Raw genomic sequence first — 16,162 nt, 5'->3', positions numbered from 1 at the left:
CGTACCTACTCGGCCTTGATCTTGCGATCCTTGACGATCTTCGACCAGATGGCGGTCTCATGCTTTATGACCTGTCCGAGCTCCTCGCCGGAGCTGGGTGCGGGCTCGCTGCCCTCGGACAGAAGAAGCTTGGCGAACTCGGGCGTCGCGAGCGCGCGCTGCACGTCGGCTCTGATCTTTTCGAGAATCCCGGGAGGCGTTCTGGTAGGGGCAAACAGCCCGTACCACGCGGTGTAGTCAAAGCCAGGCATCGTCTCGGCCACGGCGGGGATCGTCGGTACCACTGGAGAACGCCTCGGGCTTCCCACCGCGATGGCGGTCAGCTTGCCGGACTTGATGTGTTGCAGGACGCTCGGAATGGTGTTGAAGCCGACCTGCACCTGGTTGCCGATCAGGTCGACCACCGCAGGAGCGCCGCCCTTGTAGGGGACGTGGGTCATGCTGATGCCCGTCATCGACATGAGTTGTTCCATGCCGAGGTGGTTGGGCGCTCCGATTCCACTGGAGGCGTAGTTCAGTTCACCTGGCTTGGCCTTGGCGAGCGCGATCAGGTCCTTCAGGCTCGTGACGCCGAGCGAAGAGTTCACGGTGAGGATCGGCGGCAGCGTCACGACGCGCATGACGGGCACGAAGTCGCGCTCCACGTTATAGGGTAGTTTGCTCACCGTGATGGGCGTCGTCACCATCGTGGAGGTGGCACCGAGAAGCAGCGTGTACCCGTCAGCGGGGGACGTGGCAACGGCCTGGGCTCCAGCCGTGAGGCCCGGGCGGTTGTCGACAAGCACCTGCTGTCCCCAGTACTCGGTGAGCTTGGCGGCCAAGGGACGGGCAACGGCGTCAGCCGCAGCACCAGCCGAGAAGGGGACAATGATCTTCACCGGCTTTTCTGGAAAATCGGCAGCGTGGGCTGCTTGCACATTCACGGCGGCAAGGCTCACAAGAAGGAGATGGAGGGTGGACTTCATGGAGACTTTCGTTTGCAGCGCAATGAGGGTGGCTTCGGCGCCTCGGCTTTGCATAACGTGGCCGAGTGGTGGCATTGTGGGTATCCGTTGCCTGCCTGGAAACGAGTTTCTGACCGTGCATTCCCCCATAACCGTGCTGCATGGGCTGCGATGAATTACCGGCAGCTGGAAGTGTTTCGTGCACTCATGGACACGGGCTCCGCGACCGCGGCGGCCGGTCGGCTTGGAATATCCCAGCCAGCGGTGAGCCGTCAGCTCGCGCAGATAGAACGTGAGCTGGGCCTGGACCTGTTCGCCCGAAGCGGAGGCAAGCTGCGCGCAACTGCGAGCGCGATTGCGTTGTACGACGAAGTGACCTTTGCTTTCGAAGGCATCGATCGTGTTCTCAACCTCGCGAGCCGCTTGCGCGGCCATGACACCGGCGTGCTGAGGATTGCCTCGCCATACGCCTTGGGTGAGGTCTTTGTTCCCCGCGTAGTCGCGCGATTGGCGGCCATTCACCGCAACCTGCGCTATGCGGTCGAGTTCGGCACGTATGAAGCGATTGCCGCGATGGTTGCCAAGCGCGCCGTTGACATTGGGGTCCTCAAGGAACCTGTCTCGCATGCAGGCATCTCGACCCAGCCGCTCATCGACTCTGGCGCTGTCTGCGTGCTCCCGCACGGGCATCCGTTGGCGAAACACAGCGAGATCAGCCTCGCCGCCTTGGCCGGCGAGCCCTTGGTTCTGCTCGGGCGCGACACGGTCTGGCGCAGCGAACTGAACGCCCTGTTCCGGGCCGCCCGACGACTCCCGGACGTTCGCGTCGACACTCACTCGGCGACCGCGATATGTGGATTCGTTGCGAGCGGATTGGGAGTCTCGGTTTTGCCGGAGCTCCTTGCCGCGCAGTTCGCGGACCGCGGAGTCGTGTTGCGGCCCTTGGCAACTCGAATCGATCATCGCTTTGCAATTGCACTACCTGTCGGCCTGCAAAGAGCCGGGCTGGCGGAGGAGTTTGTGCGTGAAGGGCGTGTTGTCGCGGAGCAGATACTGGCTGAGGCTCGCCTACCTGCGAAGCCACCAAGCCAGGGGCGAAGCAAACGCTAGGGTGTGGAAGGCGTACACCGTCGAGTCGGTCTTTGATTCGGGCTCAACTCGCTACGAGTTGGCCGATGACGCCAGACTTACCTATAGCAGCTCGTTGAGTGCATAAAACGCGTTGTCCCTGATCTTCTGCATCCAGCCTCGACGCTGCCATTCTTCGAGCAAAACTTCGTCGGCACGCTGAACGTACCTCTCGAAGATGGCATCGAGCCGATCTGCAAGCGCCCGGTCCAATATCGACAGGCTGATCTCGTCGTTTGTCTCGAAGCTGCGGTCATCGAAGTTGCTCGATCCGATCGCAGACCAGACGCCATCGACCGTCATGATCTTCTGATGCAGCAAGGTATGCGGGTACTCGAACAGTCGAACACCGCACTTCAGAAGCTTCTCGAAATTGCGATGTCCCGCGTGTTGGACCATGGGATTGTCTGAGCCACTGATGGCGGGCATCAGCACGCGCACGTCGACGCCGCGTCGCACGGCTGCGCCGAAGGCATCGATGGCGTCCGGCTCAGGAATGAAGTACGGGTTCTGAATCCATATGCGCTTGCGCGCCACGCAGATGGCGGTGTGGTGAAGAATTTTTACCGTCGGCGCCGAATTCTCCGGCTTGGCGAATACTGCGTGAATGAGCACGTCGCCTTCGGGCTCGAGCCGCGGGAATACATCCTCGCCGAGGAACAACTCGCCGGTTTCGCCGGCCCAGTTTTCGCTGAAGGCGCCCTGAAGGCTGTGCACGATCGGCCCGTGGAGATGCAGGCTGACATCGGAGAAATGTGTGTGGTCTTCGGCATCTCCGAGCCAACTGTCGACGATGCAATGGCCGCCGACGAAGGCCTCGCGTCCGTCGATCACAACGATCTTGCGATGGTCTCGGTCGTTGAACACGCCGATATTCCGGAACGCCCGCTTATGAAAGAACCTGACGTTGCAGCCAGCGACACGCATCTGGCGCGTGATCTCCTTTCCGACGTCTTTCGATCCTTGCGCATCGAGCAACACACGAACCTGTACCTTGGCACGAGCACGCTCCATCAGCGCCTGGGCCAAGCGCTGGCCCAGCAGCCCGTCTTTCCAGAGAAACGTCTCGAAGTGGACGGACTGGCGGGCTGCGGCGATGCGAGCCAGCAGGACGTCGAAGAATGCCCCGTTCTCCAGCACTTCGACACGGTTGCCCTCCACCGCCGTGCACAGCGTGAGCCCCGACAGGCTCGGCATCAACTCGTCGATGGGAGAGTCGCTGTCGATCTTCAAAGCCGGGTCCCGGTGCCGACGAATCGACCAGATGACCGCGATCTGCACCACGATCACCGCGAGCAGCAGGCAGCCCCATGCCCAACTGATCATTCGTCTCCTCTGCCGGTTGTGGCGTCAGCCATCAGAGCTGAGACCCGATGAGTGATGTCACGCGGTCTGCCAGCCTTTCGCGCCACGGGCGTTCTCTCCACGCCTGCAGCGATATCGGGCGGGCAAGCGCGAGGTCTTGCTCGAAGATGCGGGTTTGCTCGGCGGCAAAGGCCTGATCGATGATGTTCAACGTCGCCTCGTCGTTCAGGTGGAAAGAGCGGTTATCGAAGTTCGTGGAGCCAACCGACACGAGCAGACCGTCCACGATCATGACCTTGCTGTGGTACATCGTGGGCCCGTATTCGGCGATCAGCGCGCCTGCCGCCAGCAGCGGCTCCCACTTCGACCGAGAGGCCGACCGAGACGTCTCGGAATCGATGTGTTCGCCGGGAACGACGATGCGCACTTTGACGCCGCGTCGGAGTGCCGCAACGAGCGCGTTCAACGACAAATCATCGGGGACGAAATAGGCTGCAGACAGGTCGACCGACTTGCTCGATGCGGTGATGGCCAGCAGGTACATGAGCACCATGCTTTCGCTGCCGCCCGTGGGTGAACTGCTGAACATCTGCGCGCGGCCGTCTCCTACCGGGGGCAGCGATGGGAAGTAGTCTTCACCATGCGGCACCTCGCCGCTGACCTTGATCCAGTTGTCGAGAAAGATCGATTGCATCTGGCCCACCACGGGCCCTTCAACCTGGAAGTGCGTGTCGCGCCAATGATCGGGGTCTTGAGCGTGGCCCGTCCATTCGGGCGCGATCCCGACACCTCCGGTGAAGCCGACCTTGCCGTCGACGACCAAGAGCTTTCGGTGCGTGCGGTTGTTGAGCTTGCCCAAGGTGTACCAGTGGACGGGGTGATAGCGCTGCACCTGAACGCCGGCGGAGCTCATTCCGTCGAGTACCGACTGGTCGACTTTCTGACTGCCCACCCAGTCGAGCAACACGTGCACCTTGACGCCGGCGCGAGAGCGCTCGGCCAGCGCCTGCGCAAATTGATTGCCGATGTCGCCCGACCAGTAGATGTAGGACTCAAAGGTGATCGTCTTTTGGGCGCCGCGAATCGCGCCCAGCATCGCCGGAAAAATCTCGTCGCCGTTCTTGAGCACGCGATAACGATTGCCACCCACCACTGGCGGGCCCAGCAGCACGCTCAACTCCCGTTCGAAGTGTGGATCGTCGATCCCGTAGAGGCGTTCGAGCTTGCGCTCGATGCGCTTCTCACCGCCGATGAAGTTGTAGGCAATGAGCCCCAGAACCGCCGTCGCCAAAGCTGCAGCTAGCGCAATCCAGATCGCGCGCGTTCTGGAGAGGTGCTTAACCGCCATGCGCCTTCGGCTTGGTGGTCGAGCCGTTCAGCTTGGTGGCGCACATGGGATGAGCAGCATCTTCTCGCATGTTTTTTGGCTGGACTGTTTTGGTCACGGAGTTCTCAAGAGCTCGTTTTGCGCGCAGAAAAGCAGCCGCGAGCGCGGCCTGTTTTGCGGGTAGTTCGCGCGTCGTCGCCGGCCAGGGCGATGGGAACTTCCTGGTCGCAAAGTTTCGTGCGGCAGTTGAACTCCGCTCGTGGGACGAACTGCCGTCCCCTCGTAGGAGCAGAACCAATTGTTCTCCGCCCCCGACGAGGGAGACTCGTTGGGCCGCGCCTCTAGCGCGCCGCCTTGACGTGGCTCATGAGTTCTGCAGCGGAAGCGGCAGACGACGCTGGATTCTGGCCGGTGATCAACAAGCCGTCGACGACGACGTGAGACTGCCAGTCTTCACCTTTGGAATACCGGCCACCCTTGGCTTTCAGCTCATCTTCGACGAGGAACGGCACCACATCGGTCAGCCCCGCGGCAGCCTCCTCGGAATTGGTGAATCCAGTGACCTGTTTGCCCTCGACGAGCGGCCTGCCATTCGCAGCCTTCACGTGCCGCAAGGCACCCGGCGCATGACAGACAAGGGCGACGTACTTGCCAGCGGCGATGAAGGATTCGATCAGCGCGATCGAAGTCTTGTCTTCAGCCAGATCCCAGAGCGGGCCGTGACCGCCAGGGTAGAAGACGGTGTCGAAGTCGGCTTGTGAAACACCGTCGAGACGCACGGTGGAAGCAAGTTGTGCTGTTGCTTGCACATCGGACTCGAAGCGTCGAGTGAATTCGGTCTGCGAGGACGGCTCGCTGCTCTTGGGGTCCAGCGGCGGCTGACCTCCCTTCGGCGAGGCAAGCACGATTTCCGCACCTGCAGCCTTGAACTCGTAGTAGGGAGCGGCCAGCTCTTCAAGCCAGAAGCCCGTCTTGCGGCCTGTGTCACCCAATTGGTCGTGTGAGGTCAAAACAATCAATACTTTCATGTTGCTGCTCCTGATAAAAAATGAACCGCTACGAGTTGAGCGGCAAATAGAAGAACTTCAACCAAAGAGTGTGGACCTTGACCACCCGTCGAGCGGTTGCGCAGCACCAATACCCCGTGCCTTGTCCAGACATTCATCTTGTGGCGGAAAACGGCGCCTGAGATTTATTTGCTGGTCGGTGCAACCTTTCGCCGCGATTCCCCGCACTCACCGACACAAGCACCCGCGGCAGGCGAGCCTCCGATGAAGTGCTTGCTTCGTTGACGCGGACTCAGCGCCGAACATTGGGAAGCCCGATTTGATGAAGATGACCCGCAAAGGATTCCTCGGCGCGGCGGCTGGAGGCACCGTTGCGCTCTTGTTGCAGGCGTGTGGCGGCAGTGACGATGACAACGACAGCGAGAGCGCGAGCGAAGGCACTGATCAATGCACATCGAGCGGTGCGGCGATATCCGGCAATCACGGACATGCGCTCTCGATCGCCACATCCGATCTCGACTCCAAATCCAACAAGTCCTACAGCATCCAAGCTCAGGCTACCCACGACCACACGGTGACGTTCACCCCTGCGCAGCTGCAGGCGTTGAAAGCCGGGCGAAGCATCACGGTGCCGTCCAGCACAGCGTTCGAGCATTCACACAAGGTGACGGCGACTTGCGAGCCACCGGGTCGAAAGATGCACCACTCCGCATGATGTACCCCTCGTTGAAGGTCCCACTCGCGTCGCGATGCATCACTCACACAGCCATGCAAGAGAAGGTGTACCGCTTTGGCGATTGCGAGCTTCGGCTCGGCAGCAGGGAACTGATCGTTGCCGGTAGCGTGCAGCTTGTGGAGCCCCTGACCTTCGACTTGCTCGTCTACCTGATCGAGCGCCGAGCCCGAGTCGTGTCCAAGGATGAACTCCTGGACCGGGTGTGGAGAACCCGCTTCGTTTCAGTCAGCGTGATTGCCAGCGCGATATACAAAGTGCGCTTGGCGACCCGTGACAGCGAGAAGCCCAGGAGGATCAAGACGATGTCCCGCATCGGCTACCGCTTCACTGGAGAGGTGGAAGAGCACACACCGTTTGCTTGGACTGCATCGCCTCGCGGCAATGCACCACAACCCGATTCGATGCGTTGTGACGTCGGCCTCACTGTGGATTTGTGAGCACGCGGCCGCGTCAGCGGCCATGTCCTCATCCGCCCGATCTGTCATCCGAGCACGCTACTTCACGGTCGTTGGAAATCGCCCGCAACGTTTTGTCGTGACGACGGCACTCACTGCATGAGACCTTGCATTCGAGCTGAATTTTGCGCGCGTCAGTACAGGCGTTGCAGGCGTGCAGTCGAACCATCGTTTTACCAATGACTCTTCGAATCTTTTTCTAACAACACGAACATGATGAAATCTCGCGTATCGACCGTGGCCTTGCTGGCCGCGGCATTTCTGGCTGGTTGTGGTGGCTCTGATTCGACGGACGAGCCCCCGCACGTTGCCTTCACCCAGATGATCAACTTCGGCGACAGCCTGAGTGACGTTGGCAGCTATGCCGTCGGTGCCGTGCAGTTGCAGGGCGGAGGCCACTTCTCGATCAATAGGGAAGATGCCACGGGCCTGGCGCACACAAACTGGACCGAGTTCCTCGCTGCCACGCTGCACGTGACGCAGCCGTGCGCCGCGGAAACCGGCCTCGAGACGATCGAGGCCGTCGTCGGGGTCGCCCCGGTCTCGGCGAAGTTCCACGACAGCGAAGCTTCTCCCTGCCTGAGCTATGCCCAGGGCGGCGCACGCGTCACCGCAGACATCGGGCCCGGCAACGCCAGGCTGTTCAATCAGGCCGACCCAAGCACGTTCAGCAATGCCATTGGCCAGCTGACAGTGCCGGTGCACAAGCAGATCCAGCGCTACCTCGCCAACGTGTCGCCTGCGTTTTCGAGCAACCAGCTGATCACCGTGTTTGCAGGGGGCAACGACATCATCAGCAACGCCGCGAGCTTCCAGGCGACGGTTGCCCTCGGCGGCGATCCGACGACCGCCGCCGCAGCGGCCGTCGCTGCGATGGTCACCGCTGCCGATGAGCTGGCCGACGACGTCAACACCAACCTGATTGCGAAGGGTGCGACGCATGTCGTCGTCGTCAACCTGCCCGACATCAGCCTCACGCCTGCTGCGATCGCCTCGGGTGCCTCGGGCCAGGCCTTGGTCAAGTCGATGGTGCAGGCCTTCAATGCCGAGCTGGCAGCGAAGCTGACGCACGGCGATTCGCTTTTGCTGGTGGATGCTTTCACGCGGAGCGTGGACCAGGCCGTGAACATGGCCAAGTACGGCCTGACCGACGTGACCACGCCCACCTGCACCACGAGCAGTTCGTTGGTGTGCACGAAGGCGACGCTGATCAGCGCGCTGACGCCGAGCGACCTGACCCAGCCTGCGACCCTTGCCAACACCTACCTGTACGCCGACACGGTGCACCCGACGCCTTACGGCTATCGCCTGCTCGCCCAGCTGGTCGCGGACACGATGGCATTCAAGGGCTGGCTGTAAGCGGCTCTCGAGCGCTCATGAAACGAGGCAACGGTTGCGAGACCTTTGCTCTCGCCGAAAACCCGAACTCGATTCATGAGCGGTGCTCATAGGCCCATGCGGCGGGAGGGGCTGACTCGCACAGGCACGCGTCGGTAACCTCGCCTCTCCCACCACCGGAGACCGCATGACCGCGCTGAAGATCAACGACCAGTCTCGAACGACGAGTTCACCCGACGAAACCCCGCTGCTGTGGGTGCTGCGGGACGAGTTGGAAATGACTGGCACCAAGTTCGGCTGCGGCATGGCCTTGTGCGGCGCCTGCACCGTTCACGTCGATGGGCAGCCGACGCGATCGTGCATCACACCGGCGTCCGCCGTCAGCGGGCGCGCGGTGCACACGATCGAGCACATGGAGAACGACCGTGTCGGTCGGGTCGTGCAGCAGGCCTGGGTGGAACTCAACGTGGCGCAGTGCGGCTACTGCCAGGCGGGGCAGATCATGGCGGCGGCCGCATTGCTGAAGGCCAAGCCGAAACCGAGCGAGCGCCAGATCGACGAGGCGATGACGGGCAACATCTGCCGCTGCGGCACCTACCCGCGCATTCGCGCTGCGGTGCAGCTGGCGTCGCGCCGGCTTGCAGGAGCCAAGGCATGAGCGGCGTCGACGTCCAGATTCAGCGCCGCCAGCTGCTGCAGGCAGCGGCCGGTGCCTTCACGCTCGTCATCGGCATGAAGGACGGTGCCCTGGCTTCCGAGCCGCAGAAGTACGGCGCGGCCTCCATGCCGGGCGGCACGGTCGACAACCCGCTGGTGTTCGTGTCGATCGCGGCCGACGGCACCGTCACCATCGTTGCGCACCGTGCCGAGATGGGCACCGGTGTGCGCACCAGCCTGCCCATGGTCGTCGCCGACGAGATGGAGGCCCGCTGGGACCGCGTGAAGATCGTGCAGGCACTCGCCGACGAAGCGCGCTACGGCAACCAGAACGTCGACGGTTCGCGCAGCGTGCGCCACTTCTTCCTGCCCATGCGGCGCGTCGGCGCGGCCGCGCGGCAGATGCTGGAAGCGGCCGCGGCAGCACGGTGGGCCGTGCCGGTGGCCGAGGTCCAGGCCGTGCAGCACGAGGTGCTGCACATGCCGACCGGGCGGCGGCTCGGCTATGGCGAACTGGCAGCCGACGCTGCGCGCTTGCCCGTGCCCGGAACCAGCAGCCTGCGTCTGAAGAAGCCCGCGGAATGGAAGTACATCGGCAAGGGCCGCATCGGTGGCACCGACATGGATGCCATCGCGCGCGGCCGGGCCACCTTCGGCATGGACGTCACGCTGCCCGGCATGGTCTTCGCCGTCGTCGCGCGGCCACCGGTGGTGGGCGGCAAGCTGCGCAGTGTGGACACCAGCGAGGCGCTGAAGCTCCCGGGTGTGCTGAAGGTCGTCGAGATTCCGGCATTCCAGGGCGCGCCAGCCTTTCAGCCGCTGGGTGGTGTGGCCGTGGTGGCGAACAACACCTGGGCCGCCATGCAAGGCCGCGCGGCGCTCAAGATCGAGTGGGACGACGGCCCCAATGCCACGTACGAATCGGCTGCGTTCCGGAAGCAACAAGCTGCGGCCGTCAAGGTGGCGGGCACCGTCGTGCGCAACGATGGCGATGCGGTGAAGGCCTTGGCCGATGCACCTGCCAATCGTCGCCACAGCGCGGAGTACTTCGTTCCCCATCTCGCCCACGCGACCATGGAGCCACCCGTGGCCACGGCGCTGGTCAACGAACAGGGCTGCGAGATCTGGACGTCGACGCAGAACCCGCAGGCCGCGCTCGGCGGCGCAGCCGCAGCGCTGGGCTTGAAGCCGGAGCAGGTGAAGCTCAACGTGCTGTTGCTGGGCGGCGGCTTCGGCCGCAAGTCCAAACCCGATTACGTGACCGAAGCAGCCCTGGTGGCCAAGGCCATGCCCGGCACGCCCGTCAAGCTGGTGTGGACGCGTGATGACGACATTCACCACGGCTACTACCACGCGGTCTCGCTGGACCGCATGGAAGCCGCCGTCGGCGACAACGGTCTTCCCCAGGCCTGGCTGCACCGCACGGCCGCACCGACGATCACCTCGCTCTTCGCACCGGGCGCCAAGGCCGCAGCGCCGTTCGAGACCGGCATGTCAGCGACGAACATGCCGTTCGCCGTGTCCCATGTGCGCATCGAGCGGGCCGAGGTGGAAGCGCATGCGCGCATGGGCTGGTTCCGCTCGGTGGCCAACATCCCGCACGTGTTCGCCACGCAATGTTTCATCGACGAGCTCGCGCATCGCGCGAAGAAAGATCCGCTGCAATACGCGCTGGCGCTCATCGGCCCACCACGCAAGATCGACCCGAACGCCTTGTCCGACTCGTTCAACTACAGCGAGTCACCGGTCGAGTACCCGATCGACACGGGCCGCATGCGCGTCGTCCTCGAGGCCGCCGCCCGGGGCGCACGCTGGGGCCGCAAGCTGCCCAAGGGACATGGGCTGGGTCTCGCATTCGCCTACAGCTTCGTCACCTATGCGGCCACCGTCGTTGAAGTGGCGGTGGACGCCAAAGGCAAGGTCAAGGTGGTCGCGGTCGACATGGCCCTGGACTGCGGCCCGCAGGTCAACCCGGAGCGCATCCGCGCGCAGATGGAAGGCGCCGCGGTCATGGGCTTGTCGCTGGCCTTCACCGGCGAGATCACCTTCGAGGCCGGCCGCGTCAAGCAGAGCAACTTCCACGACTACGAGGTGCTGCGCCACGCGCAGTCACCCCGCGTGATCCGAACGCACTTGGTCGGCGGCGACCCCAGTCTGCTGCCTGGCGGTGTGGGCGAGCCACCGCTGCCACCGGTGGCACCGGCGCTCGTCAACGCGATCTTCGCGGCGACGGGCGAGCGTGTTCGCGATCTACCGCTGCGCCGGCTCTGAATGGAACCGTTGCACGTCAGGCATGAGCAGCTTGACGTGCTGCACGCGTCGCTTGCCCGAATCATCGAAGAACGAACCCGGGGAACGGAGGACTGCGCGACGCCGATCCCGAATCTCTCGCTCTTCAGGCGCGAGCTGCCCACGCAACCATCCGCCCGCCTGGTTGAACCGAGCATCCTCATCGTCGTCCAGGGGGCGAAGCGGATGTTGATGGGCAGTGAGGCCTACGCCTACGACCGAGACCGCCATCTCATCACATCGCTCGACCTGGCAGCCCATTCACAGGTCGTCGAAGCCAGCCCTGACAAGCCTTGCCTCGGCGTGATGCTGAAGCTCGATCTGCGCGTCTTGGCAGAACTCATTGCGCACAGTGGCCTGCCGCAGCCCAGCGATCTCTGTGATGGCGCWGGCATGGGCATCGGCGTCACCACGCCGGTCTTGCTGCAGCCGTTCAAGCGCCTGCTGGATCTGCTCGACGAGCCCGGCGCCATCGAGGTGCTCAGCCCGCTCATTCAACGCGAGATCCACTATCGGCTGCTCGCGAGCGACCAGGCCGCGCGCCTGTGGTACATCGCTTCAGCAGGCAGCCAGAGCCAACGAATCGCGAAAGCGATCGATTGGCTGAAGGTGAACTACGCCTTGCCGCTGCACATTGATGAACTGGCCACGCGCGTGCAGATGAGCCCGTCCAACCTGCGCCATCACTTTCGCCATCTCACTGCCACCAGCCCCTTGCAGTACCAGAAGTCACTCCGCTTGAACGAGGCCAGGCGCTTGATGCTGAACGAGAACTTCGACGCAGCGAGCGCCGCATTCCACGTTGGCTATGCCAGCCCCACGCAATTCAGCCGTGAGTACAGCCGCCTCTTCGGTGCGCCTCCCAAACGCGATATCTCGGCACTGACACCCAAGGTGGACTCCGCTCCATTCGATGGCCGTCTGGTTCAACCGAACGGAGATCAGCGTGCCGTCGAATCGGGCAAGAAATCAGACGGATCAGGCTAACGGCACCGAGTACATCGCGGGAAGAATGGGCCTCGCCGTTTCTTTGCCGCCGATGAGCTCGAATGACCTCGATGGCTCAGGGATCACCTGCATCTGCCAGCGCAGCACCGAGCAATGTGCACTGCCGCAGACGCCGGTGCTGTGGCACTTCTGAAAGGACTCCCATGCAAGACGAACACCCACCCGTGCCAGCCGGTGCCGCCCTGCGGCGACGAGATCTCCTGAAAGCCACCATCGCCACTGGTAGCGCAGCCGCCACGGCACCGCTGCTGACGGCGCCCGTACCGGCCGAGGCCAAGGATGCGCCGGCATCTGCTGCGCCGGTGCGTGTGTCGCTGCGCGTCAACGGTACCGATCGCAGCCTGACACTGGACCCGCGCACGACTCTGCTCGACGCCTTGCGCGAGCATCTTCATCTGACGGGCTCGAAGAAGGGCTGCGGCCTCGGCCAATGCGGTGCCTGCACCGTGCTGATGGACGGCAAGCGGTTCAAGTCCTGCCTGTCGCTGGCAGCACTCTCCGAAGGCCGCGAGATCACCACCATCGAGGGTCTGGCAAACGGGGACAAGCTCCATCCGCTGCAGGCCGCGTTCATCGAGCGCGATGCGTTCCAGTGCGGCTACTGCACGTCGGGACAGATCATGGCCGGCGTTGCCTGCATTGCCGAAGGGCATGCAGGCTCGGCACAGGAGATTCGCGAGTGGATGAGCGGCAACATCTGCCGCTGCGGCGCCTACGACCACATCGTCGCTGCGATCCAGGACACGGCGCGTGCCGGCGGACAGGGAGGCTGAGCCATGCACCCCTTCAAGCTCGAAAGGCCGCGCGACCTTGCCGCGGCGCTCGCCATGCAGGCACAGGCCGGGCGCACCGATGCCGCCGCGGAATACATCGCCGGCGGGACTGACATGGTGCAGTTGCTGCAGGAAAACGTGCGGCGCCCTGATCGCCTCGTCAGCCTCGCAGGCCTGCTCGACCGGCGCATCGACGTCACCGCCGAGGGCTTGCGCCTGGGCGCTGCAGCCACCATGGCAGAGGCGGCCGCGCACCCGGCAGTGGTCTCGCAGTTTCCCGTGATCGCCGAGGCGCTGCTGAACTCGGCCAGCCCGCAAGTGCGCAACCAGGCAACGATGGGTGGCAATGTGCTGCAACGCACCCGCTGCCCCTACTTCCGCGACACCGGATACGCCGCCTGCAACAAGCGCACCCCGGGCTCGGGCTGCACGGCGATCGGTGGCGAGAACCGCTGGCATGCAGTGCTCGGCGGCAGCGAGCACTGCATTGCCGCTCACGCGTCCGACCTCGCCGTGGCACTCGTCGCCCTCGACGCCCTCGTGCACATCCGCAGCGCGCGCGGCGAACGCACCGTACCGCTTGCGGTCTTGCATCGGCTGCCTGGCTCGACGCCGAACATCGAGACCGAGCTGTTGCCGGGCGAGGTGATCGCCGCGATCACCGTCCCGGCCAACCCGGTGGCGCGCCGCTCGCACTACCTCAAGGTGCGCGACCGCGCATCGTTCGAGTTCGCACTGGTCTCCGCTGCCGTGGCGCTGGAGCTCCGCCAGGACGGGCGCATCGCCCAGGCACGCGTGGCGGCCGGCGGTGTCGGCACCCGGCCGTGGCGGCTGCCCGAGGTGGAGGCGGCGCTGGCCGGCTCGGCGCTCGACCGCGAGAGCCTGAACAAGGCGGCGTCCATCGCGGCCCGCGGGGCGCAGGGGCGCGGTCACAACGACTTCAAGATCGAGCTGCTGCAGCGCGTCATCGTGCGAGCCGCAGAGGCAGCGGGAGCACGCGCATGAGCACAGAGACCACTCAATTCATCGGCCAGCCCGTCAGCCGCGTCGACGGCCCGCTGAAGGTGACCGGCCGAGCGACCTACTCCGCCGAGTTCCAACAGTCCAACCTGGCCCACGCTGCGACCGTTCGCAGCACCATCGCGAGCGGCCGCATCACGTCGGTGGACACCACGGCGGCGCTGCGCGCGCCGGGCGTCGTCGCCGTGCTCACCCACAAAAACGCGCCCCGCCTGCCCTACAAGCCGCACAAGGGCGCCACCGATCCCGCGGTCGGCGAGCGCGTACACGTGCTGCAGGACGACAAGGTCAACCACCAAGGGCAACCGGTCGCGCTGGTCGTCGCCAACACGCTGGAGCAAGCGCAACACGCCGCGACGCTGGTGCGCGTCGCGTACGCGGCGGACGTGGCGGCCACCGACGTGGCACGCGTCGAACCGGTGATGCCCACGCAGCAGAAAAGTGACCAGGGAGCAGGCACGCCGCCCGAGGTGCAGCGCGGCGACGCGCAGCGTGCGCTCGCCGAGGCAGCGGTCAAGGTCGACCAGACCTACGTGATTCCGCGCGAGAACCACAACCCGATCGAGATGCACGCCACGATCGCCGCCTGGCAGGGCGACAAGCTGACGCTGTGGGACAAGACGCAGTGGGTCGAGAACACGGCCGAGGAGATCGCGGCCGTGTTCGGCATCAAGGCCGCCAATGTGCGCGTCATCTCGCCGTTCGTGGGCGGCGCCTTCGGCTCCGGGCTGCGCTGCTGGCCACACGTCACGCTGGCAGCGCTGGGCGCGAAGGTGACCGGGCGGCCGGTCAAGCTCATGTTGACGCGGCGCGAGATGTACTACGGCGTGGGCTACCGGCCGCACACGGTGCAGCGCGTGGCCGTGGGCGCGTCGTCCGACGGCCGCCTCGGGGCCATCCTCCACGATGGCTATCAGGAGACATCGACCTACGAGGAGTTCTCCGAGGCGCTGCTGAACGCCACGCGCTTCCTGCATTCGTGTCCGAACGTCTACACCCGCGGGCGCATCGCCCGCCTGAACGTGCACACGCCGACCTACATGCGCGCGCCGGGCGAGGTGAGCGGCACGTTTGCGCTCGAGTGCGCGATGGACGAACTGGCGGTGGCGCTGAAGATGGACCCGGTTGCGCTGCGCCTGCTCAACGAGCCGAAGCAGGACGAGTTCGCGAAGCTGCCGTTCTCGAGCCGTTCCACGCGCGAGGCCTACCGCCTGGCCGGCGAGCGCTTTGGCTGGAGCCAGCGCAACCCCACGCCAAGGTCGATGCGCGACGGGCGCTGGCTCATTGGCTGGGGCATGGCAGCCGCCACGTACCCGATGAATTACGTGCCGGCCACGGCACGCGCGCGGCTGCTACCCGACGGCACGGCCGAGGTCTCGAGCGCCACCAGTGACATGGGCCCAGGCACATGGACCTCGATGACCCAGGTGGCTGCCGAGACGCTGGGGCTGCCCGTCGAACGCGTGAAGTTCATGCTGGGCGACACCAAGCTGCCGAAGGCACCGGTGCATGGCGGCTCGATGACCATGGCCAGCGTGGGCAGTGCGGTGCAGGCCGCCTGTCGCAAAGTGCGCGACGACGCGCTGAAGCACACGCAGACGAGCGACATTGCCGAGGCGATGCGGCGACTGCAACGCCCGATCGAGGCGACGGTGACGACGAGCCCCGACAAGGGCGCATCCGAGCGCTACTCGATGCACGCCTTCGGCGCGGTCTTCGTCGAAGTGGCGGTCGACTCTGACCTGGGCGAGACGCGCGTGCGCCGCATCGTCGGCGCCTACGGCGCGGGCCGTGTCGTCAACCCGAAGCTCGCGCGCAGCCAGTGCATCGGCGGGATGATCGGCGGTATCGGCATGGCGCTGATGGAGCACACCATCGTCGATCCACGGAATGGGCGTGTGACCAACGCCAACTTCGCCGAGTACGCCGTGCCCGTGCACGCCGACGCACCACCGCTGATGGACGTGATTTTTGTTCCCGAGGAGGATACGCACGTGAACCCGCTCGGCGTGAAGGGGCTGGGCGAGATTGCGATGGTCGGCGTGGCTCCGGCCATCGTCAACGCGATCTACCACGCCACCGGCAAGCGCCTGCGTGAACTGCCGGCGACGCCCGACAAGCTGCTTTAGTCACGGGCCGGGCGTAAGCGCCGTTGCAGGTGCGAGCCCGCTGCCT

At 64.6% G+C, this 16,162-nt stretch carries 14 protein-coding genes; 10 read left to right on the top strand and 4 right to left on the bottom strand.

Annotated features, from left to right (window positions below; translation table 11 throughout):
• Positions 1 to 5: 5 nt before the first annotated feature.
• Positions 6 to 965 (bottom strand): Bug family tripartite tricarboxylate transporter substrate binding protein, encoded by a 960-nt coding sequence (locus AC1DYS_RS21490; protein WP_477902920.1) that lies wholly within the window; start codon positions 963 to 965, stop codon positions 6 to 8.
• Between the two features lie 12 nt (positions 966 to 977).
• Here AC1DYS_RS21490 and AC1DYS_RS21485 point away from each other — a divergent pair, with 12 nt between their 5' ends.
• The gene (locus tag AC1DYS_RS21485) at positions 978 to 2,054 is read left to right on the top strand and encodes a LysR substrate-binding domain-containing protein (protein ID WP_477902918.1); all 1,077 of its coding nucleotides are present in this window, start codon (positions 978 to 980) and stop codon (positions 2,052 to 2,054) included.
• Between the two features lie 81 nt (positions 2,055 to 2,135).
• Here the strand turns inward: AC1DYS_RS21485 and AC1DYS_RS21480 are convergent, their stop codons facing one another.
• The 3 genes from AC1DYS_RS21480 to AC1DYS_RS21470 form a co-directional block, all read right to left on the bottom strand.
• The gene (locus AC1DYS_RS21480) at positions 2,136 to 3,362 is read right to left on the bottom strand and encodes a phospholipase D-like domain-containing protein (protein ID WP_477902916.1); all 1,227 of its coding nucleotides are present in this window, start codon (positions 3,360 to 3,362) and stop codon (positions 2,136 to 2,138) included.
• A 67-nt stretch (positions 3,363 to 3,429) separates the two neighbouring features.
• Positions 3,430 to 4,725, bottom strand: a complete 1,296-nt coding sequence (locus tag AC1DYS_RS21475; protein WP_477902914.1) for a phospholipase D-like domain-containing protein — start codon at positions 4,723 to 4,725, stop codon at positions 3,430 to 3,432.
• A 320-nt stretch (positions 4,726 to 5,045) separates the two neighbouring features.
• Positions 5,046 to 5,732, bottom strand: a complete 687-nt coding sequence (locus tag AC1DYS_RS21470; RefSeq protein WP_477902912.1) for a type 1 glutamine amidotransferase domain-containing protein — start codon at positions 5,730 to 5,732, stop codon at positions 5,046 to 5,048.
• A gap of 301 nt (positions 5,733 to 6,033) precedes the next feature.
• Between AC1DYS_RS21470 and AC1DYS_RS21465 the strand changes: the two genes are divergently transcribed.
• The 9 genes from AC1DYS_RS21465 to AC1DYS_RS21425 all read left to right on the top strand — a co-directional run bounded on the left by AC1DYS_RS21465 (position 6,034) and on the right by AC1DYS_RS21425 (position 16,116).
• On the top strand, positions 6,034 to 6,426 hold the full coding sequence (locus AC1DYS_RS21465; RefSeq protein WP_477902910.1) for a hypothetical protein: 393 nt from the start codon (positions 6,034 to 6,036) through the stop codon (positions 6,424 to 6,426).
• 53 nt (positions 6,427 to 6,479) lie between these two features.
• On the top strand, positions 6,480 to 6,884 hold the full coding sequence (locus AC1DYS_RS21460; protein ID WP_477902908.1) for a winged helix-turn-helix domain-containing protein: 405 nt from the start codon (positions 6,480 to 6,482) through the stop codon (positions 6,882 to 6,884).
• Positions 6,885 to 7,115: 231 nt separating this feature from the next.
• Positions 7,116 to 8,261, top strand: coding sequence for an SGNH/GDSL hydrolase family protein (locus AC1DYS_RS21455; protein WP_477902906.1), 1,146 nt, complete (start codon positions 7,116 to 7,118; stop codon positions 8,259 to 8,261).
• A gap of 166 nt (positions 8,262 to 8,427) precedes the next feature.
• Positions 8,428 to 8,898: a (2Fe-2S)-binding protein gene (locus tag AC1DYS_RS21450; protein ID WP_477902905.1), complete on the top strand. Its 471-nt coding sequence runs from the start codon at positions 8,428 to 8,430 to the stop codon at positions 8,896 to 8,898.
• Entirely contained in the window at positions 8,895 to 11,168 is a 2,274-nt protein-coding gene (locus AC1DYS_RS21445; RefSeq protein ID WP_477902904.1) for a xanthine dehydrogenase family protein molybdopterin-binding subunit, read from the top strand. Before AC1DYS_RS21450 ends, AC1DYS_RS21445 begins: the two co-directional genes overlap by 4 nt.
• Positions 11,169 to 12,173: an AraC family transcriptional regulator gene (locus AC1DYS_RS21440; protein WP_477902902.1), complete on the top strand. Its 1,005-nt coding sequence runs from the start codon at positions 11,169 to 11,171 to the stop codon at positions 12,171 to 12,173.
• A gap of 164 nt (positions 12,174 to 12,337) precedes the next feature.
• Positions 12,338 to 12,967 carry a (2Fe-2S)-binding protein gene (locus AC1DYS_RS21435; protein ID WP_477902900.1) on the top strand — a complete coding sequence of 210 codons (630 nt, stop codon included), beginning with the start codon at positions 12,338 to 12,340 and terminating at the stop codon, positions 12,965 to 12,967.
• A gap of 3 nt (positions 12,968 to 12,970) precedes the next feature.
• Positions 12,971 to 13,972: an FAD binding domain-containing protein gene (locus AC1DYS_RS21430; RefSeq protein WP_477902898.1), complete on the top strand. Its 1,002-nt coding sequence runs from the start codon at positions 12,971 to 12,973 to the stop codon at positions 13,970 to 13,972.
• The gene (locus AC1DYS_RS21425; RefSeq protein WP_477902896.1) at positions 13,969 to 16,116 is read left to right on the top strand and encodes a xanthine dehydrogenase family protein molybdopterin-binding subunit; all 2,148 of its coding nucleotides are present in this window, start codon (positions 13,969 to 13,971) and stop codon (positions 16,114 to 16,116) included. The genes AC1DYS_RS21430 and AC1DYS_RS21425 overlap by 4 nt, the downstream gene beginning before the upstream one ends.
• Positions 16,117 to 16,162: the final 46 nt, after the last annotated feature.

Source organism: Rhizobacter sp. P2_G4 (genome assembly GCF_056403575.1).
This window is presented reverse-complemented; position numbering and strand designations above follow the sequence as displayed.